The 21,662-nt window shown below is 71.6% G+C and carries 19 protein-coding genes; 11 read left to right on the plus strand and 8 right to left on the minus strand.

Annotated elements, in window-relative coordinates; all coding sequences use genetic code 11:
• Positions 1 to 48 precede the first annotated feature (48 nt).
• Positions 49 to 1,248 (minus strand): bifunctional adenosylcobinamide kinase/adenosylcobinamide-phosphate guanylyltransferase, encoded by a 1,200-nt coding sequence (locus ACGFRB_RS07230; RefSeq protein ID WP_393240133.1) that lies wholly within the window; start codon positions 1,246 to 1,248, stop codon positions 49 to 51.
• Between the two features lie 100 nt (positions 1,249 to 1,348).
• On the opposite strand from ACGFRB_RS07230, the gene ACGFRB_RS07235 reads away from it, so the two are divergent.
• Positions 1,349 to 1,558 (plus strand): hypothetical protein, encoded by a 210-nt coding sequence (locus ACGFRB_RS07235; protein ID WP_363012317.1) that lies wholly within the window; start codon positions 1,349 to 1,351, stop codon positions 1,556 to 1,558.
• 103 nt (positions 1,559 to 1,661) lie between these two features.
• Here the strand turns inward: ACGFRB_RS07235 and ACGFRB_RS07240 are convergent, their stop codons facing one another.
• The 3 genes from ACGFRB_RS07240 to ACGFRB_RS07250 form a co-directional block, all read right to left on the minus strand.
• Positions 1,662 to 2,750: a S1C family serine protease gene (locus ACGFRB_RS07240; RefSeq protein ID WP_393240136.1), complete on the minus strand. Its 1,089-nt coding sequence runs from the start codon at positions 2,748 to 2,750 to the stop codon at positions 1,662 to 1,664.
• Positions 2,751 to 3,054: 304 nt separating this feature from the next.
• Positions 3,055 to 3,831: a methyltransferase domain-containing protein gene (locus tag ACGFRB_RS07245; protein ID WP_363012315.1), complete on the minus strand. Its 777-nt coding sequence runs from the start codon at positions 3,829 to 3,831 to the stop codon at positions 3,055 to 3,057.
• Between the two features lie 26 nt (positions 3,832 to 3,857).
• Positions 3,858 to 4,460, minus strand: coding sequence for a DUF3043 domain-containing protein (locus ACGFRB_RS07250; protein ID WP_393240139.1), 603 nt, complete (start codon positions 4,458 to 4,460; stop codon positions 3,858 to 3,860).
• A gap of 249 nt (positions 4,461 to 4,709) precedes the next feature.
• Here ACGFRB_RS07250 and ACGFRB_RS07255 point away from each other — a divergent pair, with 249 nt between their 5' ends.
• From ACGFRB_RS07255 to ACGFRB_RS07275, 5 genes are all read left to right on the plus strand, one after another.
• A complete protein-coding gene (locus ACGFRB_RS07255) occupies positions 4,710 to 5,510 on the plus strand; it encodes a PspA/IM30 family protein (protein WP_363012313.1) in 801 nt (266 codons plus the stop codon).
• Positions 5,511 to 5,519: 9 nt separating this feature from the next.
• Positions 5,520 to 5,798: a hypothetical protein gene (locus tag ACGFRB_RS07260; RefSeq protein ID WP_361238421.1), complete on the plus strand. Its 279-nt coding sequence runs from the start codon at positions 5,520 to 5,522 to the stop codon at positions 5,796 to 5,798.
• A 190-nt stretch (positions 5,799 to 5,988) separates the two neighbouring features.
• Positions 5,989 to 7,248, plus strand: a complete 1,260-nt coding sequence (locus ACGFRB_RS07265) for a histidine kinase (RefSeq protein ID WP_393240142.1) — start codon at positions 5,989 to 5,991, stop codon at positions 7,246 to 7,248.
• Positions 7,245 to 8,057 (plus strand): response regulator, encoded by an 813-nt coding sequence (locus ACGFRB_RS07270; protein ID WP_393240145.1) that lies wholly within the window; start codon positions 7,245 to 7,247, stop codon positions 8,055 to 8,057. The genes ACGFRB_RS07265 and ACGFRB_RS07270 overlap by 4 nt, the downstream gene beginning before the upstream one ends.
• A gap of 282 nt (positions 8,058 to 8,339) precedes the next feature.
• Positions 8,340 to 11,474, plus strand: coding sequence for an efflux RND transporter permease subunit (locus ACGFRB_RS07275; RefSeq protein ID WP_393240148.1), 3,135 nt, complete (start codon positions 8,340 to 8,342; stop codon positions 11,472 to 11,474).
• Between the two features lie 113 nt (positions 11,475 to 11,587).
• Here ACGFRB_RS07275 and nadA read toward each other — a convergent pair whose 3' ends face one another.
• Positions 11,588 to 12,766 carry a quinolinate synthase NadA gene (gene nadA, locus ACGFRB_RS07280; protein ID WP_393240151.1) on the minus strand — a complete coding sequence of 393 codons (1,179 nt, stop codon included), beginning with the start codon at positions 12,764 to 12,766 and terminating at the stop codon, positions 11,588 to 11,590.
• Positions 12,767 to 13,023: 257 nt separating this feature from the next.
• Between nadA and ACGFRB_RS07285 the strand changes: the two genes are divergently transcribed.
• Positions 13,024 to 13,380: an iron-sulfur cluster assembly accessory protein gene (locus ACGFRB_RS07285; RefSeq protein WP_361238410.1), complete on the plus strand. Its 357-nt coding sequence runs from the start codon at positions 13,024 to 13,026 to the stop codon at positions 13,378 to 13,380.
• A 129-nt stretch (positions 13,381 to 13,509) separates the two neighbouring features.
• Here ACGFRB_RS07285 and ACGFRB_RS07290 read toward each other — a convergent pair whose 3' ends face one another.
• Both ACGFRB_RS07290 and ACGFRB_RS07295 read right to left on the minus strand, forming a co-directional pair.
• Positions 13,510 to 14,934 (minus strand): hypothetical protein, encoded by a 1,425-nt coding sequence (locus ACGFRB_RS07290; RefSeq protein WP_393240154.1) that lies wholly within the window; start codon positions 14,932 to 14,934, stop codon positions 13,510 to 13,512.
• A gap of 217 nt (positions 14,935 to 15,151) precedes the next feature.
• Entirely contained in the window at positions 15,152 to 15,367 is a 216-nt protein-coding gene (locus tag ACGFRB_RS07295; RefSeq protein ID WP_363011622.1) for a hypothetical protein, read from the minus strand.
• A gap of 131 nt (positions 15,368 to 15,498) precedes the next feature.
• Here ACGFRB_RS07295 and ACGFRB_RS07300 point away from each other — a divergent pair, with 131 nt between their 5' ends.
• The gene (locus ACGFRB_RS07300) at positions 15,499 to 16,473 is read left to right on the plus strand and encodes a carbohydrate kinase family protein (protein ID WP_363011620.1); all 975 of its coding nucleotides are present in this window, start codon (positions 15,499 to 15,501) and stop codon (positions 16,471 to 16,473) included.
• A gap of 98 nt (positions 16,474 to 16,571) precedes the next feature.
• On the opposite strand, the gene ACGFRB_RS07305 is transcribed toward ACGFRB_RS07300, so the two are convergent.
• Positions 16,572 to 17,960 (minus strand): cysteine desulfurase/sulfurtransferase TusA family protein, encoded by a 1,389-nt coding sequence (locus ACGFRB_RS07305; protein ID WP_393240158.1) that lies wholly within the window; start codon positions 17,958 to 17,960, stop codon positions 16,572 to 16,574.
• A gap of 569 nt (positions 17,961 to 18,529) precedes the next feature.
• On the opposite strand from ACGFRB_RS07305, the gene coxB reads away from it, so the two are divergent.
• From coxB to ACGFRB_RS07320, 3 genes are read left to right on the plus strand one after another with little or no spacing between them, the layout of a single operon-like run.
• Entirely contained in the window at positions 18,530 to 19,495 is a 966-nt protein-coding gene (gene coxB / locus ACGFRB_RS07310) for a cytochrome c oxidase subunit II (protein ID WP_363011616.1), read from the plus strand.
• The gene (gene ctaD / locus ACGFRB_RS07315) at positions 19,492 to 21,225 is read left to right on the plus strand and encodes a cytochrome c oxidase subunit I (protein WP_363011614.1); all 1,734 of its coding nucleotides are present in this window, start codon (positions 19,492 to 19,494) and stop codon (positions 21,223 to 21,225) included. Before coxB ends, ctaD begins: the two co-directional genes overlap by 4 nt.
• A complete protein-coding gene (locus ACGFRB_RS07320; protein ID WP_393240162.1) occupies positions 21,222 to 21,620 on the plus strand; it encodes a cytochrome c oxidase subunit 4 in 399 nt (132 codons plus the stop codon). The genes ctaD and ACGFRB_RS07320 overlap by 4 nt, the downstream gene beginning before the upstream one ends.
• Positions 21,621 to 21,662: the final 42 nt, after the last annotated feature.

A 21,662-nucleotide genomic window follows, 5' to 3' on the forward strand; every position in this document is an offset into this window, starting at 1 on the left:
GCCACCACCACGCCGCACCCGCCCGCACAGCGCAGCGTCACCGCAGCGTCACCGCAGCACCACCCCCTGCCCCGCTACCACCAACACCACCTGCTCGCACTCCCCGGCGACCGCCGCGTTCAGCCGCCCCAACTCGTCCCGGAACCGCCGCCCCGACGCCGTCGCCGGAACCACCCCCGAGCCGACTTCGTTCGTCACCGCGACCACAGTCCGCGACGTCGCCCGCACCGCCGCCACGAGTTCCTCCATCCGCTCGGCGAGCGCCCGCCGCCCGCCGTTGTCCCATGCGGTGTCGTCCCAGGCGCCCACCTGGTCCATGGCGTCCGTGAGCCAGAGCGACAGGCAGTCGATGAGCAGGGCCGGGCCGTCCTCCGCGAGCAGCGGGACGAGGTCGGTCGTCTCCTCGGTGCGCCAGGTGGCGGGCCGCCGCTCGCGGTGCAGACCGACCCGCTGTGCCCAGTCCGCGTCGCCGGCGCGGGTGCCGCCGGTGGCCACGTACACGACTTCGGGGAAGGTTTCGAGGCGCCGTTCGGCTTCCACCGATTTGCCGGACCGGGCTCCGCCCGTGACGAGCGTGCGGCGCGGCACGTCGGGTACGGCGTGGTACTCGCCGACGTACAGCGTCGTCCCGTCCGGGACCGTCCGGGCCCCGGCCGCCCCGAGCCGCCGGTCCAGTTCGGGGCCGGTCGGCGCGTCGTGGTCGAGGTGTACGGCGATCACGTCGGTGCTCGCCGCGACGGCGCCGGCCGCCCGCAGCCGGGCGAGCGCGTCGGGGCGGCCGGTCACATCCGCCAGCACCATGTCGTACGGCACCCGGTGGTCGTCGGGGAGTCCGGCGGGCGCTCCGCCGCGCGGCAGGTACAGCAGCCGTTCGCCGTCGGCCGACACCACCTCGTATCCGGTGCCCGGGGCGTCCATCGGTACGGCCCGTACCCGGTGGCCGCTGATGAGAGTCAGTTCCCGTCCGTCCGGTACGCGGCCCGCCGCCGGCAGTCCGGCGGGCATTTCCACGGCCGGCCCGTCGTGCGGCCGGGTCAACAGCACTTGCCGTACGCCCACGAGGGAGTGACCGGCGCGGGCGGCGGCCAGCGCGGCCCCGGGGGTGAGGTCGAGCAGCAGTGCCCCGTCCACCAGGAGCGAGGTCGCGGCCCGGGCTCGCGGGCCCCGGGACAGCGCGCACACCGCGCAGGGGCAGTCGGGGCGGGGGAGGCCGAGGGGCGCGCCGGTGCCGAGCAGAGTCAGTTCCACCCTCGGATTTTCCCGCGCTGCCGCGAGCGGTGCGCGCCCGGCTACGCTGCGGGCAGCAAACCGATCATCCGGTGAGTGCCGGCATCCCCAGGAGGCGGACATGGCATGGACGTGGCGGTTCGAGAAGTCCGACGGCAGCGAGGTCGCCCCGTCGGTGACCCCGGAGGAGGAGTTCACCACCCAGGGCGACGCGGAGACCTGGCTCGGTGAGAACTGGCGTGATCTGCTCGACGGCGGGGCGGACCAGGTGACGCTCTCGGAGGACGGCACGACGATCTACGGCCCGATGCCGCTGAACGCCGAGGGCTGAGCCGGACCCGCTCCGGCGGGTCAGGGGCCGGACCCGGAAGGCCCACGTCGGCCTCCGGCCCGGCCCTGCCCGGCCCTGCCCGTCGGACCCCGGCGGGCAGGGCTCACATCTCGCCCAGCGTGACCTCCGCCTTCTCCTCCTTCGCCCCCCGGGTGAACACCACGGTCACCTTGTCGCCCGGCCGGTGCGCCGCCAGCGCCTCGGCGAGCGAGGTGATCGTGGTGATCGGGGCGCCACCGACCCTGGTGATCACGTCCCCGGTCCGCAGCCCCGCGTCGGCGGCGGCCCCGCCCGTCGTGACGTGCACGATCGCGACCCCGCCCGGCTCGTAGGTGTCCCCGAGGACCGTGCGGCCGGTGATGTTCAGCGCGGCCCGGCCCGAGTCGGTCACCCTGCCGTGCTGGATGATCTGGCCGGCCACCGTCCGCACCATCGACGCGGGGATCGCGAACCCGATGCCCGGCGCCGAGCCGCCGCCCAGCGCCGGGTCGACCGCCGCGAGCGTCGGGATGCCGATGACCTCGCTGTTCAGATTCACCAGGGCGCCCCCGCTGTTGCCCGGGTTGATCGCGGCGGAGGTCTGCACCATGTTGGCGATGGTGGCTCCGGTGCCACCGCCCTCGCCGCCCTCGCTGACCGTGCGCCCGGTCGCCGAGACGATGCCCTGGGTGACGCTGCCGGACAGGCCGAGGGGCGAGCCCATCGCCAGCACGATCTGGCCCATGTCGACCTTCGACGAGTCGCCGAACGTCGCCGCCCGCAGCCCCTGCGGCACGGTGTCCAGTTTGATCACGGCGAGATCCTGCTCGGGGTACGAGGAGACCAGCCGCGCCGTCACCGTCTGGCCGCCGGTCGCCGCCGACACCTTGAAGCTCCGGTCCTGGCCGATGACGTGCGCGTTCGTGACGACATGCCCTTGGACGTCGTAGACGACCCCGGATCCGAGGCTCTGTGAGGACTCGATCTGGACGACGGACGGCAGGACGTTCCTGATCACCTGCTGGTAGTCGTCCTGGAGCTGGTTCGACACCAGCGGCGAGGCGGCGAGCGGCGAGGCGGCCCGGGGGGAGGTGGCGGGCGGGGAGACGGCCGGGGCGGGGTGCGCGGCGCGGGGGGCGAGTCCGTTCGCGCAGCCACTCGTCAGAGCGACGGCACCGGCCATGGCGACGAGGGAGCGCAGGAGACGTCTCATGCCCCGAGTCTCCGCGCCGCCACGCCGTCATGCCTCGGTGAAGTCGCCCGATCGGGTGCATGTCGCGGTGAGGCGGCGGCCCGGCGCGCGGGCCGGGAAGGCCGAAGACCAGGAGTGGCCCGGAAGCCGAAAAGCAAAGGCCCGGGGCACGAAGACCCCGGGCGGAAAGACCACAGGCGGGAAGGCAGCGGGCAGGAAGACCACAGGCACGAAGATCCGAGCGGACCCCGAGCGGACCCGCACCGTATTCCGTGCCGGACCCCGAGCGGACCCTGACCGGATTCCGCCACGGACCCCGAGCGGATCAGCCCCGGACGCCGCAGAGGTGGAGCAGTCCCGCGATCCGGCGGTACGGCTCGATCCGCCCGGCCCGGTCCTCGGCGGCGAGCAGCCGCTCCAGTTCGTCCGCCGCCGGCAGCCCCAGGTCACCCGGGATGTTGTCGGAGAAGACCCGCACCCCGTACCAGGCGTGCAGCGGCGCCGCGATCCCGGCCAGGGTCGCGGTGAGGGTGTCGAGCCGGTCGGCCCGCCCTTTGACCCCGTTGCGGTCGGTGTAGACGTCCGAGTCGAAGGCGGCCAGCGCCCCGGCCCACTCCCCGGCGAGGCCCGGCCGCATGGCCAGCGCCTCGGCGTTCCGTACCACCAGGGAGAGCAGCCCGCCGGGGGCCAGCATCCGGGCCAGACCGGCGAGCAGGGCGTCGGGCTCCTCGGCGTACATCAGCACGCCGTGGCACAGCACGACGTCGAAGCTGCCGGGCAGGAAGTGCACCCCGGTCTCGCGGCCGTCGCCGTGGATCAGCCGTACCCGCTCACGGATGCCGGCCGGTTCGGTCGCCAGCGACTCGCGGGCGGCCTGGAGCAGCTCGGGATCGGACTCCAGGCCGGTCACGGTGTGACCGGCCCGGGCGAGCCGCAGGGCCTGGGAGCCCTCGCCCATGCCCGCGTCGAGGATCCGCAGCCGCTGCCCCACGGGGTAGCGGGCGGCTATCTGCTCGTCGATCTGCCGTGCGACCAGTTCCTGGCGGATGGTGTCGCGCAGCCCGCCGGGAACGGTCGGCCAGTGGCCGACGACGGGCAGCACCTCACCCGGGCCCGAGGGCTCCGTGCTCAGGGCCGTTCTCCGCGCTTGACCTGCGGCTTCGGCAGACGCAGCCGGCGGATCTGGAGCGAGCGCATCAGCGCGTACGGGATGGCGCCGCGCTTCGGCTCGTTCGGGAAGCGCGTGCTCAGCTGCTTGCGCAGCCGGATCCACGTGACGACCGAGTCGATCACGATCAGCACGATCAGCGCGGCCCACAGCAGCAGCGCGATGTCCTGGAGACGGCGGTTGTGGTTGCCGAAGAACGACAGCACCAGGATGACGACGGCCATCGGCAGGAAGAACTCGGCCACGGCGAACCGCGAGTCGATGTAGTCACGGGCGAAGCGCCGCACCGGGCCCTTGTCGCGGACCGGCAGATAGCGCTCGTCGCCGCTGTTCAGCGCCTCGCGCTGGCGGGTGAGGTCCACGCGGCGGGCCTCGCGCTGGCGCTTGGCGGCCTCCTTGCGGTCCATCGGCGCGGACTGCGCGCGGCGCCGCTGGGACTGCGCCTCGCTCCGCTTCGGAGTCGGGCGGCCCTTGGGGGCCTCGGGGTCACGGGGATTCTTGGAGAGGTCCGCCGTCACCTGCTGGGCGGAGGCCTTCTCATCCTTCGAGCGGCTACGGAACACAACGCCAAGGGTACGTGGTGCCCGGTGCGCGACCCAGCGCGGGCGGGAACGATCCGCTAACGGAGCGCGTCCTCGCCTGTGAGACCAAGGGTCCCACTACTCCTTGGGCGGGAGGGCGCGCGGCGCCCAGTCGTCCTTGGGGAGGAGCACATCGGGTCCCGGACAGTGCGGTAATGGAGACATGAACCGTAGTGTGGTTCATGTTGGAGTGCTGGAGCCCAGTCCGTCAGAAGGGGGCGCGCGAAGCCCATGAGCGGTGTCATGAAGCGTATGGGGATGATCTTCCGCGCGAAGGCAAACAAGGCCCTCGACCGGGCCGAGGATCCGCGCGAGACCCTTGATTACTCGTATCAGAAGCAGCTGGAGCTGCTGCAGAAGGTGCGCCGCGGCGTCGCCGACGTGGCGACCTCCCGCAAGCGCCTGGAGCTGCAGCTGAACCAGCTCCAGGGACAGTCCGCCAAGCTGGAGGACCAGGGCCGCAAGGCGCTGGCGCTCGGCCGCGAGGACCTGGCGCGTGAGGCGCTGTCCCGCAGGTCCGCGCTGCAGCAGCAGGTCAGCGACCTGGAAGTGCAGCACCAGACCCTGCAGGGCGAGGAGGAGAAGCTGACGCTCGCGGCGCAGCGCCTCCAGGCCAAGGTCGACGCCTTCCGCACGAAGAAGGAGACGATCAAGGCCACGTACACGGCGGCCCAGGCGCAGACCCGGATCGCCGAGTCGTTCTCCGGTATCTCGGAGGAGATGAGCGACGTCGGTCTCGCGATCCAGCGGGCCGAGGACAAGACCGCGCAGCTCCAGGCCCGCGCCGGCGCGATCGACGAGCTGCTCGCCTCGGGCGCGCTCGACGACCAGTCGGGGCTCGCCAAGGACGACATCCAGGCCGAGCTGGACCGGCTCTCCGGCGGCAGCGACGTCGAGCTGGAGCTCCAGCGGATGAAGGCGGAGCTGGCCGGCGGTCCCTCGGCGCAGCAGCAGGCCATCGAAGGCGGTTCCGGCACCGGCCAGAACCAGCAGAACCAGCAGCACCAGTCCCACCCGCGCTACGAGAAGTAGGACGTCGTCATGATCGTACGGATCATGGGGGAGGGTCAGTGGAAGCTGGCCGACAGTCATTTCGCCGAGCTGAACGCGCTCGACGACGAGCTTCTGGCCGAGATGGAGGACGGTGACGAGGCCGGTTTCCGCCGGACTCTCGGTGGCCTCCTCGACGCGGTCCGCCGGCTCGGCGAACCGCTCCCGGACGATGCCCTGGAGCCCTCCGAGCTGATCCTTCCGGCGCCGGAAGCGAGCCTCGACGAGGTCCGCGCCATGCTCTCGGACGGTGGGCTCATCCCGGGCTGAAGCGTCAGACGGCCCCGGGGTCCCGGCCCGGCCGACCGCCGGCTTGCCCGGGGGCCGGCTCCCGAGTCCCCTAGGGGACTCGCCAGGATTTCTTCGCGCGCTCCACTCCACGACCCCCGTGCCCCCGCTCCGCTCAGGAGCCGGGGCACGGGGGTCGTTCGGGTCCGGGCCGACCCCTTACGGTGTCCGGATGACCGACGGCAGCTTGTTCCCCTGGGTCCGGACACGGCTGCGGGCGCATCCGCTCGCCCTGGACACGGGGCTCGCCGCGCTCGTCTTCGTGAGCATGTTCGTCGCCTCCTTCGCCGACCGGCACGGCGCCCCCGATGGCGGGGCCACCTTCGGGCGGCACACCCCCACCACGGCCGGAGTGGTGCTGATGCTGGCCGGGTCCGCCGCGCTGGTGCTGCGGCGCGGCCGGCCCATCGAGGTGCTGGCCGTCACGACCGCCGTCTCGCTGGTCGACGTGATCGGCGAGCCCCGCCCCGCGCCCGTCATCTTCGGCGCCGTCATCGCGCTGTACACCGTCGCCTCCCGCACCGACCGGCCCACCACCTGGAAGCTCGGGCTCGTCACCATGACCGCGCTGACCGGCGGCGCCATGTTCTTCGGGCCCAACCCCTGGTACGCGCAGGAGAACCTCGGCGTCTTCGCCTGGACCGGCATGGCGGCGGCGGCCGGTGACGCGGTGCGCAGCCGCCGGGCGTTCATCGACGCCATCCAGGAGCGGGCCGAGCGCGCCGAACGCACCCGCGAGGAGGAGGCCCGGCGGCGGGTCGCCGAGGAGCGGCTGCGGATCGCCCGCGATCTGCACGATGTCGTCGCGCACCACATCGCGCTGGTCAACGTCCAGGCCGGGGTCGCCGCGCACGTCATGGACAAGCGCCCCGACCAGGCCAAGGAGGCCCTCGCGCATGTGCGCACGGCCTCTCGTTCGGCACTTGACGAACTGCGCGCCACGGTCGGGCTGCTGCGCCAGTCCGGCGACCCGGAGGCGCCGACCGAGCCGGTGTCCGGTCTCGCCGTCCTCGACGATCTGCTGGCCACCTTCCGCAACGCCGGTCTGCCGGTCGACGTCACCCGCACGGACATCGACGCCGCCGGGGGCGCCCCGCTGCCGGCGGCCGTCGACCTCGCCGCGTACCGGATCATCCAGGAGGCGCTGACCAACGTCCGCAAGCACGCCGGATCGGAGGCCCGCGCCGAGGTCAGCGTGCTCCGGGTCGGCCGTACGGTGGAGGTCACCGTCCTCGACGACGGCGCCGGGCGGCAGGCCACGGCGGAGCCCGCGGACGACGGCGGCGGGCACGGTCTGATCGGGATGCGCGAGCGGGTGACCGCCCTCGGCGGCGCGCTCACGGCCGCACCCCGCTACGGGGGCGGTTTCCGGGTGCAGGCGATACTTCCGGTGTCCGGCGAGCGCCGTACGGGGGAGGACGACCGCACATGACCGGGACCCGGCACGACACCCAGCGGGAAAGCCGACGCGAAGACCGCCACGGCACCAGCCCGCACCCCGACCACGGCGCCCTGCCGGAGGCCGAGGCCGAGGCCGGGCCCGGCCCCGCGCGCCCCATCCGGGTGCTGCTCGCCGACGACCAGGCCCTCCTGCGCAGCGCCTTCCGGGTCCTGGTCGACTCCGAGCCGGACATGGAGGTCGTCGCCGAGGCGGCCGACGGCGCCCAGGCCGTCGAGCGGGCCCGCGCCACCCGCCCCGACGTGGTCCTCATGGACATCCGGATGCCCGGCACGGACGGGCTCACCGCCACCCGCCTGATCACCGGCGACCCCGCGCTGTGCGCCGTACGGATCGTCATGCTCACCACGTTCGAGGTCGACGAGTACGTGGTGCGCTCGCTGCGCGCCGGTGCCTCCGGCTTCCTCGGCAAGGGCGCCGAACCGGACGAACTGCTCGACGCCATCCGGATCGCGCACGCGGGCGAGGCTCTGCTCTCCCCGGCCGCCACCAAGGGCCTGATCACCCGTTTCCTCGCCCAGGGCGGCGGCGCGGAGCTGGAGGACGGCCGGGCGCCCGGCTACGCGGAACGGCTGGCCGCGCTGACCGCCCGCGAGCGCGAGGTGCTGATCCTGGTGGCGGGCGGCCGCTCCAACGACGAGATCGCCGGGCTGCTCGACGTCAGCCCGCTCACCGTCAAGACCCATGTGAACCGGACCATGGCCAAGCTGGGCGCCCGCGACCGGGCCCAGCTGGTGGTGACCGCCTACGAGTCGGGACTCGTCCGCCCCCGGACGGAGTGAGGCGCGGGGAGCGGGAGCCCTCGGCGGAGCGGGGTACGGGAAGGGGCGCACCACCGCCGAACCACCGCCGTACCTCCAAAACGACGCCCCGGCGTACCGCGCACGCGGCACCGGCCCGTACTCCAGACGCGGTATACGCGGCCCGGGGATCCGGCACCGGGGGGCGAGGAATTCACCCGTTCGGATGGCTGATGGTATAGACGCGCACCCGTCGGCCCGTCCCGGCCGGGACGGGTGGCCAGCACGCCGAGTACGCCAGTACGCCACCAGAAGAGAGTCCCCATGTCCTGGCTGTCGAGATTCAGCCTCGCGCAACGGGCCCTGATAGGGCTGATGTCCCTCGTCGCGCTCCTCTTCGGAGCGATAGCGATCCCGCAGCTGAAGCAGCAGCTGCTCCCCACCATCGAGCTCCCGATGGTCTCGATCCTCGCCCCGTACCCGGGGGCCTCTCCCGACGTGGTCGAGAAGCAGGTCGTCGAGCCGCTGGAGAACAGCCTCAAGGCCGTCTCCGGCATCAAGAGCGTCACCTCCACCGCCTCCGAGGGCAGCGCCGTCGTCATGGCCGGCTTCGACTACGGGGACGAGGGCACCAAGCAGCTCGTCGCCGACGTCCAGCAGGCCGTCAACCGGGCCCGGGCCAAGATGCCGTCGACGGTCGACCCGCAGGTGATCGCCGGTTCCACCGACGACATGCCGACGGTCGTTCTCGCCGTCACCTCCGACAAGGACCAGCAGGCGCTCGCCGACCAGCTGGACAAGACGGTCGTCCCCGCCCTCCAGGACATCGACGGTGTCGCCCAGGTCAGCGTGAGCGGTGTCCAGGACCTCCAGGTCTCCGTCACCCCCGACGACCGCAAGCTGGCCGCGGCCGGTCTGACGCCGATGAAGCTCACCGAGGCGATCAAGAACGGCGGCGGCACCATGCCCGCCGGCGCCTTCGCCGAGGACGGCATGAGCCGTACGGTCCAGGTCGGCGGCGGCTACACCGCGCTCCGGCAGATCGAGGACCTGCGGATCAAGCCCGAGAAGGGCCGGGCGGTCCGGCTCGGCGACGTGGCCACCGTCAAGCAGGAGGAGGCCAACCGGGTCTCGCTGACCCGTACCAACGGCCGGCCCAGCCTCGCCGTCATGGCCACCATGGACAAGGACGGCAGTGCCGTCGCCATCTCCGACGCCGTCCGGGACAAGCTGCCCGACCTGCGCCGCGACCTCGGCGCGGGTGCCGAGCTGACCGTGGTCTCCGACCAGGGCCCGGCCGTCGCCAAGTCCATCTCCGGTCTCACCACCGAGGGCGCGCTCGGCCTGGTCATGGCCGTGCTGGTCATCCTGGTCTTCCTCGCCTCGCTGCGCTCGACCCTGGTCACCGCGGTCTCCATCCCGCTCTCCGTGGTCCTCGCGCTCATCGTGCTGTGGACCCGCGACCTGTCGCTCAACATGCTGACCCTCGGCGCGCTCACCATCGCCATCGGCCGGGTCGTCGACGACTCCATCGTGGTCCTGGAGAACATCAAGCGGCACCTCGGCTACGGCGAGGAGCGCCACTCCGCGATCGTCACCGCGGTCAAGGAGGTCGCCGGCGCGGTCACCTCCTCGACCCTCACCACGGTCGCCGTCTTCCTGCCGATCGGCCTGGTCGGCGGCATGATCGGCGAGCTGTTCGGCTCCTTCAGCCTCACCGTCACCGCCGCGCTGCTCGCCTCGCTGCTGGTGTCGCTGACGGTCGTGCCGGTCCTGTCGTACTGGTTCCTGCGCGCCCCCAAGGGCACCTCGGCCGACCCGGAGCGGGCCCGCCGCGAGGCCGAGGAGAAGGAGGCGAAGAGCCGCCTCCAGCGCGCGTACGTGCGGGTGCTCGGGTTCGCCACCCGGCGCCGTCTCACCAGCCTCGCCATCGCCCTGGTGGTCCTGGTGGTCACCTTCGGCATGGGCGGTCTGCTGAAGACCAACTTCTTCGACCAGGGCGAGCAGGAAGTCCTGTCGATCAAGCAGAAGCTGCCGCCGGACACCAGCCTCGCCGCCTCCGACGAGGCCGCGAAGAAGGTCGAGAAGGTCCTCGCCGAGACCAAGGGCGTCAAGGACTACCAGGTCACCGTCGGCTCCTCCGGCTTCATGGCGGCCTTCGGCGGCGGCACCGGCTCCAACCAGGCCTCGTACCAGGTGACCCTGGAGGACTCCGCCTCGTCCCAGAAGACCAGCGACGCCCTGCACCAGGCGCTCGCCAAGCTCGACGGCATCGGCGAGACCAAGGTCTCCGCGGGCAGCGGCTTCGGCAGCCAGAATCTGAGCGTGGTCGTCAAGGCCTCCGACCCCGAGCTGCTGAAGAAGGCGTCCGAGCAGGTCAAGAAGGCCGTCGGAGGACTCAAGAACGTCACCGACGTGCAGAGCGACCTCTCCCAGTCGGTGCCCCGGATCTCGGTGAAGGCCACCCCGAAGGCCGCCGACGCCGGGTTCGACAACGCGACCCTCGGCATGATCGTCGCCCAGGCCGTGCACGGCACCCCGGCCGCCAAGGCCGTCCTCGACGACACCGAGCGGGACGTCGTCATCACCTCGGCGCGTCCGGCCACCACCCTCGCCGAGCTGAAGGCGCTGCCGCTCGGCCCGGTGAAGCTGGGTGACATCGCGGACGTACGCCTGGTGCCCGGCCCGGTCTCGCTGGCCCGGATCGACGGTGCCCGCACCGCCACCGTCACGGCCCAGCCGACCACGGACGACACCGGTTCGGTCAGCCTCGACCTCCAGAAGAAGCTCGACGCGCTGGATCTGCCCGAGGGCGCGACCGTCTCCATCGGCGGTGTCTCGCAGGACCAGTCCGAGGCCCTGGTCAACATGCTCCTGGCGATGCTCGCCGCCGTGGCGATCGTCTTCATGCTGCTGGTCGCGACCTTCCGCTCGCTGATCCAGCCGCTGATCCTGCTGGTCTCCATCCCGTTCGCCGCCACCGGCGCCATCGGCCTGCTGGTCGTGACCGGCACCCCGATGGGCGTCCCGGCGATGATCGGCATGCTGATGCTGATCGGCATCGTGGTCACCAACGCGATCGTCCTGATCGACCTGATCAACCAGTACCGGGCCCAGGGCCTCGGCGTCATCGAGGCCGTGATCGAGGGCGGCCGGCACCGGCTGCGCCCGATCCTCATGACGGCACTGGCGACGATCTTCGCGCTGATCCCGATGGCGCTCGGCGTCACCGGCGAGGGCGGCTTCATCGCCCAGCCGCTGGCCGTGGTGGTGATCGGCGGTCTGGTCACCTCGACGCTGCTGACGCTGCTGCTCGTGCCGACGCTCTACGCGATGGTGGAACTCCGCAAGGAGCGCCGCGCGAAGAAGAAGGCCGACAAGCGGGCGGCGAAGGCCGGGGACGGCGACGGTGACGCCTCCGTCCCGCCGTCGGCGAAGGAGGAGCCGGCCGCGGTCTGATCCGTACGGCCCGATCCGTACGGCCCGATCCGTACGGATCGGCCCCACGGCACAGCCGAAGGGGTGCCCCGCGTTCGCGCGGGGCACCCCTTCGGCTGTCGTACGAGGAATCGTTACGGCAGCGCCAGCATCCGCTCCAGGGCGAGCTTGGCGAAGTGCTCGGTCTCCTGGTCGACCTGGATCCGGTTGACCAGGTTGCCCTCGGCCAGCGACTCCAGGGCCCAGACCAGGTGCGGCAGGTCGATGCGGTTCATGGTCGAGCAGAAGCAGACCGTCTTGTCGAGGAAGACGATCTCCTTGCCCTCGGGAGCGAAACGGTTCGCCAGTCGGCGGACCAGGTTCAGCTCGGTGCCGATCGCCCACTTCGAGCCGGCCGGGGCCGCCTCCAGGGCCTTGATGATGTACTCCGTCGAGCCCACGTGGTCGGCCGCGGCGACGACCTCGTGCCGGCACTCGGGGTGGACCAGGACGTTGACGCCCGGTATCCGCTCGCGGACCTCGTTCACCGAGTCCAGGCTGAAGCGGCCGTGCACCGAGCAGTGCCCGCGCCACAGGATCATCTTCGCGGCCCGCAGCTCCTCGGCGGTCAGCCCGCCGTTCGGCTTGTGCGGGTTGTAGACCACGCAGTCGTCCAGGGACATGCCCATGTCGCGCACGGCGGTGTTGCGGCCCAGGTGCTGGTCCGGCAGGAACAGCACCTTCTCGCCCTGCTCGAAGGCCCACTCCAGGGCCTTCTTGGCGTTGGAGGAGGTGCAGATGGTGCCGCCGTGCCGGCCGGTGAAGGCCTTGATGTCGGCGGAGGAGTTCATGTACGAGACGGGTACGACGCTCGTCTCGATCCCCGCGTCGGTCAGCACGTCCCAGCACTCGGCGACCTGCTCGGCGGTGGCCATGTCGGCCATCGAGCAGCCGGCCGCCAGGTCCGGCAGGACGACCTTCTGGTCGTCGCCGGTCAGGATGTCCGCCGACTCGGCCATGAAGTGCACACCGCAGAAGACGATGTACTCGGCCTCCGGGCGGGCCGCCGCGTCCCGCGCGAGCTTGAACGAGTCACCGGTGACGTCGGCGAACTGGATGACCTCGTCACGCTGGTAATGGTGGCCGAGCACGAAGACCTTGTCTCCGAGCTTCTCCTTGGCCGCGCGGGCGCGCGCCACCAGGTCCGGGTCGGAGGGCGAGGGCAGGTCGCCGGGGCACTCCACGCCGCGCTCGCTCTTCGGGTCGGCCTCCCGGCCGAGCAGGAGGAGGGCGAGCGGCGTCGGCTGGACGTCCAGGGGCTGGGCGGTGGTCACGTCACGCACCCTTTCTACGGGTTGCCTGTCACACTTTTCGTCTAAATGACGCTATCTATCATATCCGGTTCGTGTCAGTTTGACGATGGCCATAGTGTCGATGTGACGTATTCGCCCTCCGGGCGCACGGCGGGACCGCCGCCGGATCTCGTGTGCGAGCATGAAAGGGAAAGACGTGCCCGGCCCGGAATGAATCCGCGGCCCCGCCGGTTGCACCGTCGGCAAGCAGTCTCCGTACCAACCCGGGAGAGAAGCAGATGTCCGTATCGGACGATCAGACCACTGTCAGCGACGGCATCCTCCTGTCCGACGCCGCCGCGGCCAAGGTCAAGGCCCTGCTCGACCAGGAAGGCCGCGACGACCTGGCCCTGCGTGTCGCCGTCCAGCCCGGTGGCTGCTCCGGCCTGCGTTACCAGCTGTTCTTCGACGAGCGTTCGCTCGACGGTGACGTCGTCAAGGACTTCGACGGCGTCAAGGTCGTCACCGACCGCATGAGCGCCCCGTACCTGGGCGGCGCCTCGATCGACTTCGTCGACACCATCGAGAAGCAGGGCTTCACGATCGACAACCCCAACGCCACGGGCTCCTGCGCCTGCGGCGACAGCTTCAGCTAAGCCCTGAGGTTCGGCATGAGAAGGGCGGCACCCGGTTCTCCGGGTGCCGCCCTTCTCGCCTTCCCGTACGTACGGGGACGGCCTAAGGGACGCGCGACCGCGCCCTGACCGCGCCGGCGGGCCGACCCGTCAGCCGCGCGGCACCGGCTCGCCGCTCGCCCCGTCCACGACCGTCCGGTCGCCCAGCGGCTGCCGCAGCGTCACCGTCTTCGTGGTCTCCACCGCCGACATCACGCACACCCGGCCGGGCTCCTGAGGCCGCTCCGTGACCCGTACCGTCACCCGGCCGGGCGCCGACTCGTCGGCGGTCGCGGTGTACGTGCCGCAGACCCCGCCCCAGAAGGTCACCGAGAGCCGGGTGCCCGCCGCGTCCGTCCGGTACGCGGAGAGCTGCCGGCCGCCGGGGGAGGCGGGCGCCGCCGACGGCGCGGATCCGGTCGTACGGCGGTTGTCCACCGCCGGGCGCACCAGGGTGTGCGGGGCGGCGCCGGGGGTGTCCCGTACCTGGAACAGCCAGGCCGGGGCCAGCGCGTCACCGTCGCCGCTCTGAGGGGCGAGCCCGAGCACCGCGCTCGTCACCCCGACCACGCGGGGCGAGGGCGCGGCCGACGGCGCCGCGGAGACGGTGGGGGAGGCCGGGGAGGCAGGGGAGACGGCGCTCCCCGCCGGACCGGCGGTGCCCCGGGTGATCCCGTTCAGTTCGTCCAGTGCCCGCTGCGCGCTGAGCACCGGCAGGATCTCGGCCTTCACCGGCTCCTTCAGCCGTCCGCTGCCGTTCAGCAGCGTGCCGTCCGGGCCCACCTGGACGGTGGTCGACCAGCCGTACGTCGGGAGCCCGCCCACCACCGGATCGACGGTGACGGTCCGCACCGCGCCCCGCGCGCTCTGATGCTCGGCGGACTTCGCATCGTCCTGACCGGCGGCCGCGAGTACGGGTGCCACGGCCGCCCGGGCCGCCGTCTCGCTCGCCGGGGCCCCGCCCGCCGGGGGCAGCGCGTCGCCCGCGGGCGGGCACGCCTTGCCCTTCAGACAGTTGTCGCCGCCCGCCACCCCTTCGTACCGGTGGAAGGTCCAGCTGCCCGGCGCCTGCTCGGCGACGCTGAGCCGGGGTCCCGAGCCGTCCTTGTCCGGGCCTACCCGCCACACCCCGCCCGCGAGCCGGGGCGTGCCGCCGAGGTCCAGGGCCCGGGCCAGCCGGGTCACCTCCGCCGAGGTGACCCGGCCTTCCGGCCGGTGGACGGCGGCCGTCGAGGGCCCCTGGGGGAGGGTTCCCTCGGCCCGGTAGACGGTGCCGGCGGCACCGCCCGGGGCGGGTTCGCCCGGGGCGATTCCCGGCCCGCCGGTCTGTCCCGGCGGGCCCTGCGCCGCCGGATCGCTCATACCGCTCGCGCTGGTCGCTCTGCTCGTACCGCCCGCGTCGCTCGCGCCGCCGCCGTCGCCCGAGGCCGTGGCGGCGTAGTACACGCCTCCGCCGCCCACGAGCAGTACTCCCGCCGCCACCGAGGCGACGAGCAGCGAACCGCGCCTGCCCGGCCGGGTCTCCGTTCCGCTCATCACGACTCTCCCTTCCCGAGGACGCCTCTGGGACGGGCGGGGCGGACGAACGGTTCCGCCGGGGCTGGGTGCGTCAGGCCGTACGGCTCCACTCGGGCGTACGGCTGGACTCGGGCGTACGGCTCCGCCAAGGCGTCCGGCTCGGGCCCGGTGCACGGCGCCACCCGGGCCGGCGGCCGTCCGGCCGCCGGCTGCGCGCGGGCGCCGCGGTCCGGGCTCAGTTCCCGTACTCGGAGGTCGCGGCGATCAGCCGGGCCGAGGCGGCCGGCACCTTCACGCCGTGGATCAGCGAGGGGGAGACCGGGTCGGCCGCCGGAGCCGCGGGGGACGCCCAGTGGGGGGCCATCCGCACGCCGTCACCGCGCAGTTCGGCGAGGCTGAAGTCGGACTCACGGGGCTCGCGGGGCTCACGAGGAGCGGGGTACTGGGTCATGGCCGCACCGTACGCAGGCCAAGCCCTCGGGGAAAAGGCCTACTCTGGGGTAGTTTCCACTGTTCGGAAACGCGTGCCGCACCCGGTAGCGTGAACTGTCCTCACCGTCGTCACCACTGGAGCGCCCAGCCGTGCGTATCGCAGTCACCGGCTCCATCGCCACCGACCACCTCATGACCTTCCCGGGCCGGTTCGCCGACCAGCTCGTGGCGGACCAGCTTCACACGGTCTCGCTCTCCTTCCTCGTCGACAACCTCGACGTCCGGCGGGGCGGTGTCGCCGCGAACATCTGCTTCGGCATGGGACAGCTCGGCGGGGGCCCGATCCTCGTGGGCGCGGCCGGCTTCGACTTCGACGAGTACCGCGCCTGGCTCGACCGCCACGGCGTGGACACCGGCTCCGTCCGCATCTCCGAGGTCCTGCACACCGCCCGCTTCGTGTGCACCACCGACCAGGACCACAACCAGATCGGCTCCTTCTACACCGGCGCCATGAGCGAGGCCCGGCTGATCGAGCTCAAGGCCGTCGCCGACCGCGTGGGCGGCCTCGACCTGGTCCTCATCGGCGCCGACGACCCCGAGGCGATGCTGCGCCACACGGAGGAGTGCCGGAGCCGCGACCTCCCGTTCGCCGCCGACTTCTCGCAGCAGATCGCCCGCATGGACGGTACCGAGATCCGCACCCTCATGGACGGCGCCGCCTACCTCTTCTCGAACGAGTACGAGAAGGGCCTCATCGAGTCGAAGACCGGCTGGAGCGAGCAGGAGATCCTGGAGCGGGTCGGCCACCGCGTCACCACCCTCGGTTCGCGCGGCGTGCGCATCGAGCGGGTCGGCGAGGACCCGATCGAGGTCGCCTGCCCGGAGGAGGAGGCCAAGGTCGACCCGACCGGCGTCGGCGACGCCTTCCGCGCCGGCTTCCTCACCGGTCTGTCGTGGGGTGTCGGCCTGGAGCGCGCCGCGCAGGTCGGCTGCATGCTCGCCACGCTGGTGATCGAGACCCTGGGCACCCAGGAGTACACCCTGCGCCGCGCGAACTTCATGGAGCGCTTCACCAAGGCGTACGGCGACGAGGCCGCCGCCGAGGTCCAGGCCTACCTGGTCTGATCCCGGCCCCGCCCGCCCGTCGCGAGCCCCCTCACCCGGACTTGGGTGAGGGGGCTCGCGCGTGTCCGGGCGCGTGCCCCTGGGTGGATGCGCCGGGGTCACGCCACCCGGCGCACCACATAGGCCGTGCCGCCCTTCGGGGACGGCTCCTCGCCCACGTACTCCTGTCCCCGCATCTCGCACCACGCCGGGATGTCGAGCCGGGCCGCCCCGTCGTCGGACAGCACCGTGACCGTGTCGCCCACCGGTACCTCGCCGATCACCCGGGCCAGCTCGATCACCGGGATCGGGCAGCGCCGGCCGAGCGCGTCGACCACCAGCGAACGGGCCGGCTTCGCCGCCGGGGCCGCCTCGGGCCGCGGGGCGCCCAGCCGGTCGCGTACGGCGGCCACGACCCCCGGCAGCACCGTCAGGAAGCGGTCCACGTCCTCCTCGGTCGTACCGGCGGGCAGCGACACCCGTACGTTGCCCTCGCTCAGCACCCCCATCGCGCGCAGCACATGGCTGGGCGTCAGCGTCGCGCTCGTACAGGACGAACCCGACGAAACGGAGAAGCCTTCCCGGTCCAGCTCGGACAGCAGCGTCTCGCCGTCGACGTACAGACACGAGAACGTGACCAGATGCGGCAGCCGCCGCACCGGATCGCCCACCACCTCCACATCCGGCACCAGCTCCGGCACCCGCGCCCGGATCCGGTCCACGAGCGCCCGCAGCCGCGCCCCCTCGGCCGCCGCCTCCGCCCGTACCGCGCGCAGCGAGGCCGCCGCCGCCACGATCGCGGGCAGATTCTCGAACCCGGGCGCCCGGCCCGACTCCCGCTCGTCCGCCGGGCCTTGCGGGGCGAACCGGACCCCCTTGCGCACCGCGAGCAGCCCGACCCCGGCCGGACCGCCCCACTTGTGCGCGCTCGCGGTCAGCAGCGACCAGCCCTCCGGCACCGGCCCCCAGCCCAGCGACTGGGCCGCGTCCACCAGGAGCGGCACCCCCGCCGCCCGGCAGGCCGCCACGGCCTCGGCCACCGGCTGCTCGGTGCCCACCTCGTGATTGGCCGACTGGAGGGCGGCCAGCGCGGTACGGGAGTCCAGTGCCGCCGCGAACACCTCCGGGTCCACCGCGCCCGACCGCCCCACCGGCACCTCGGTGACGGTCCCGCCCGCCGCCGCGTGCGCCTCGCCCGCGTACAGCACGGAGGAGTGCTCGACCGCCGACACCACGAGCCGGTCCCCGGCCCGGCGACGGCCCGCCAGCGCCCCGGCGACACCCGTGTGGACGGCGCGCGTCCCCGAAGGAGTGAAAACGAGTTCGTCGGGGCGAGCGCCGACCGCCTCGGCGGCGGCCTCGCGCGCCGCGTCGAGCAGCAGCCGGGCCCGCCGCCCCTCGCGGTACAGCCGGGCCGGGTCGGCCCAGCCCTCGTCCAGGGAGGCCAGCAGGGCCTGGCGGGCGACGGGGTGCAGCGGAGCCGCCGATGCGGCGTCGAAGTACGGCATCCGCCCACGCTATCCCCGGCCTCGCGGGCTCCGGTCGTCCGGCGGGGGTGGGGCGGCGGGGGGCCTGCGCGAAGCCGGGGACGGGCCGGAGGCGGGCCGGAGTACACCGCCACGGCAGCCTGAAGCCGTGAGGAATCCGTATAAAATCCATGAAATCCCGCATGGATCCCACCAGGGCTTCACGGAGCCCGGCCGCCACTTGGCCAAGACTTCGCCAAACCTCGCGGGAGCCGCGCCGCCCCCCGCCGGACCCCCGGCCGGGATCGTGGCGGAATCAATCCGTCCGTTCCCTCCCCCGAGTGAGCGACACCTCGTCAAAAGCCCCTTCCGGCCCGGTGCCAGAGGGCCGTCCGGCCCAGGCCGGACGGGCCCCGACACGCCAGGGGCCACCCCTTCGGGGGCTCGGGCGGCGCGTTGGGCACCCTCCCCGCGCGACCCCAAATAGCGTCCAGTAGGGTTTGGTCCGCATAAACATCCAAACCCCTGCCCGCGGCCGGGGCGGCGACCGACCAGCGAGACGGACGGCCGTAGCCGACCAGCGCGGGCCGAGACTCTCGGGAAGGCGCTACGTGAGTCCCAACGGCTCCGACCGCTCGTCGCGGCGCCCGATGCGGCGGAAGCTGCCGCAGGTGCTGACTGCGGGCCTGGTCCTGGCGACAGCCACTGGCTGCTCGTACAACTGGGAAGACTTCCCCCGACTTGGTATGCCCACCCCGGTGACCGAGGAGGCCCCCCGGATCCTGTCCCTGTGGCAGGGATCCTGGGCCGCCGCGCTCACCGTCGGTGTGCTGGTGTGGGGCCTGATCATCTGGGCCGCCATCTTCTACCGGCGCAGCCGCACCAAGGTCGAGGTTCCTCCGCAGACCCGTTACAACATGCCCATCGAGGCGCTGTACACGATCACTCCGCTGATCATCGTGTCGGTGCTCTTCTACTTCACCGCGCGTGATCAGTCGAAGCTCCTCACGCTCTCCCCGAAGCCGGCCCACACGGTCAACGTGGTCGGCTACCAGTGGAGCTGGGGCTTCAACTACATCGAGAACGTGCCCGGTGTGACCGGTGACGCCAAGACGGCTCCGAACCTCTCGGCGATCCCGGACAAGTTCCAGGAGGAGTTCCCGGCGAACGCGGGCGGCGTCTACGACGCCGGCATCCCCGGCACCCGGAACCCGCAGACCGGAAACCCTGGCCCGACCCTGTGGCTGCCCAAGGGTGAGAAGGTCCGCTTCATCCTCACCTCGCGTGACGTCATCCACTCCTTCTGGGTGGTTCCGTTCCTGATGAAGCAGGACGTCATTCCGGGTCACACCAACGCCTTCGAGGTCACCCCGACCCAGGAAGGCACCTTCCTCGGCAAGTGCGCCGAGCTGTGCGGTGTCGACCACTCCCGGATGCTCTTCAACGTCAAGGTGGTCTCCCCGGAGCGCTACCAGCAGCACCTGAAGGAGCTGGCGGAGAAGGGGCAGACCGGCTACATCCCGTCGGGCATTGAGCAGACGGACCCGGCCAGGAATGCGGAGAAGAACCTACTGTGAGCATCCTCAACGAACCCCAGGGTGCGGCCGCGGCGGAGGACTCGTACGAGAACGAGACCCCCGTCCGGCGCAAGCAGCCCGGCAGTGTGGTGGTGAAGTGGCTGACCACCACTGACCACAAGACGATCGGTAGCCTCTACCTCGTCACGTCGTTCGTGTTCTTCTGTATCGGCGGACTCATGGCGCTCTTCATGCGCGCCGAGCTGGCCCGTCCGGGTACGCAGATCATGTCGAACGAGCAGTTCAACCAGGCGTTCACGATGCACGGCACGATCATGCTGCTGATGTTCGCGACGCCGCTGTTCGCCGGTTTCGCGAACTGGATCATGCCGCTTCAGATCGGTGCGCCCGACGTGGCGTTCCCGCGGCTGAACATGTTCGCCTACTGGCTGTACCTCTTCGGCTCGATCATCGCCGTGGCCGGCTTCCTCACCCCGCAGGGTGCCGCCGACTTCGGCTGGTTCGCCTACTCCCCGCTGTCGGACGCCGTCCGCTCGCCGGGTGTCGGTGCCGACATGTGGATCATGGGTCTGGCCTTCTCCGGCTTCGGCACGATCCTCGGTTCGGTCAACTTCATCACCACGATCATCTGCATGCGCGCTCCGGGCATGACGATGTTCCGTATGCCGATCTTCACCTGGAACGTGCTGCTGACCGGTGTTCTGGTCCTGCTCGCCTTCCCGGTCCTGGCGGCTGCGCTCTTCGCCCTTGAGGCGGACCGCAAGTTCGGTGCCCACGTCTTCGACGCGGCCAACGGCGGTTCCCTGCTCTGGCAGCATCTCTTCTGGTTCTTCGGACACCCAGAGGTGTACATCATCGCCTTGCCGTTCTTCGGCATCGTCTCCGAGATCATCCCGGTCTTCAGCCGTAAGCCGATGTTCGGCTACATCGGTCTGGTCGCCGCGACGATCGCCATCGCCGGTCTCTCCGTGACCGTGTGGGCCCACCACATGTACGCGACCGGCGGCGTGCTCCTGCCGTTCTTCTCCTTCATGACGTTCCTCATCGCCGTTCCGACCGGCGTGAAGTTCTTCAACTGGATCGGCACGATGTGGAAGGGCTCGCTGTCCTTCGAGACCCCGATGCTCTGGGTCGTCGGCTTCCTGGTCACCTTCACCTTCGGTGGTCTGACCGGCGTCATCCTGGCCGCGCCCCCGCTGGACTTCCACGTCACCGACTCGTACTTCGTGGTCGCGCACTTCCACTACGTGATCTTCGGTACGGTCGTCTTCGCGATGTTCGCCGGCTTCCACTTCTGGTGGCCGAAGTTCACCGGCAAGATGCTGGACGAGCGCCTGGGCAAGATCACCTTCTGGACGCTGTTCGTGGGCTTCCACGGCACGTTCCTGGTGCAGCACTGGCTGGGTGCCGAGGGCATGCCGCGCCGTTACGCGGACTACCTCGACGCCGACGGCTTCACCGCGTTGAACACGGTCTCGACGATCGCGTCCTTCCTGCTCGGTCTGTCGATGCTGCCGTTCCTCTACAACGTGTGGAAGACCGCCAAGTACGGCAAGAAGATCGAGGTCGACGACCCGTGGGGCTACGGCCGCTCGCTCGAGTGGGCGACGTCCTGCCCGCCGCCGCGGCACAACTTCCTCACCCTGCCGCGGATCCGTTCCGAATCCCCGGCCTTCGACCTGCACCACCCTGAGATCGCGGCTGTGGACCAGCTCGAGAACCACACCGAGGTGGCGGCCCTCACCGGTGGCAAGGAGGCCGGCAAGTGAAGATCCAGGGCAAGATGTTCATCTGGCTGAGCGTCTTCATCCTCGCCGTGGCCGTCGTCTACGGCGTCTGGGCGAAGGAGGCGGTCGGCACCACGGCGCTGTTCCTGGCGTTCGGTCTGTGCATCATGGTCGGCTACTACCTGGCCTTCACGGCCAAGCGGGTCGACGAGATGGCGCAGGACGACAAGGAGGCCGACGTCGCGGACGAGGCCGGCGAGCAGGGCTTCTTCGCCCCGCACAGCTGGCAGCCGCTGTCGCTGGCCGCCGGTGGCGCGCTCGCCTTCCTGGGTGTCGCGATGGGCTGGTGGCTGATGTACTTCTCGGCGCCGCTGATCCTGGTCGGCATCTTCGGCTGGGTCTTCGAGTTCTACCGCGGTGAGAACCAGAACCAGTAGCACGGCCGGCAGTACCCCGTGACACCCGCAACACCCCGAGGG

The sequence above is a fragment of the Streptomyces sp. NPDC048718 genome (assembly GCF_043198875.1).
Taxonomy (GTDB): domain Bacteria; phylum Actinomycetota; class Actinomycetes; order Streptomycetales; family Streptomycetaceae; genus Streptomyces.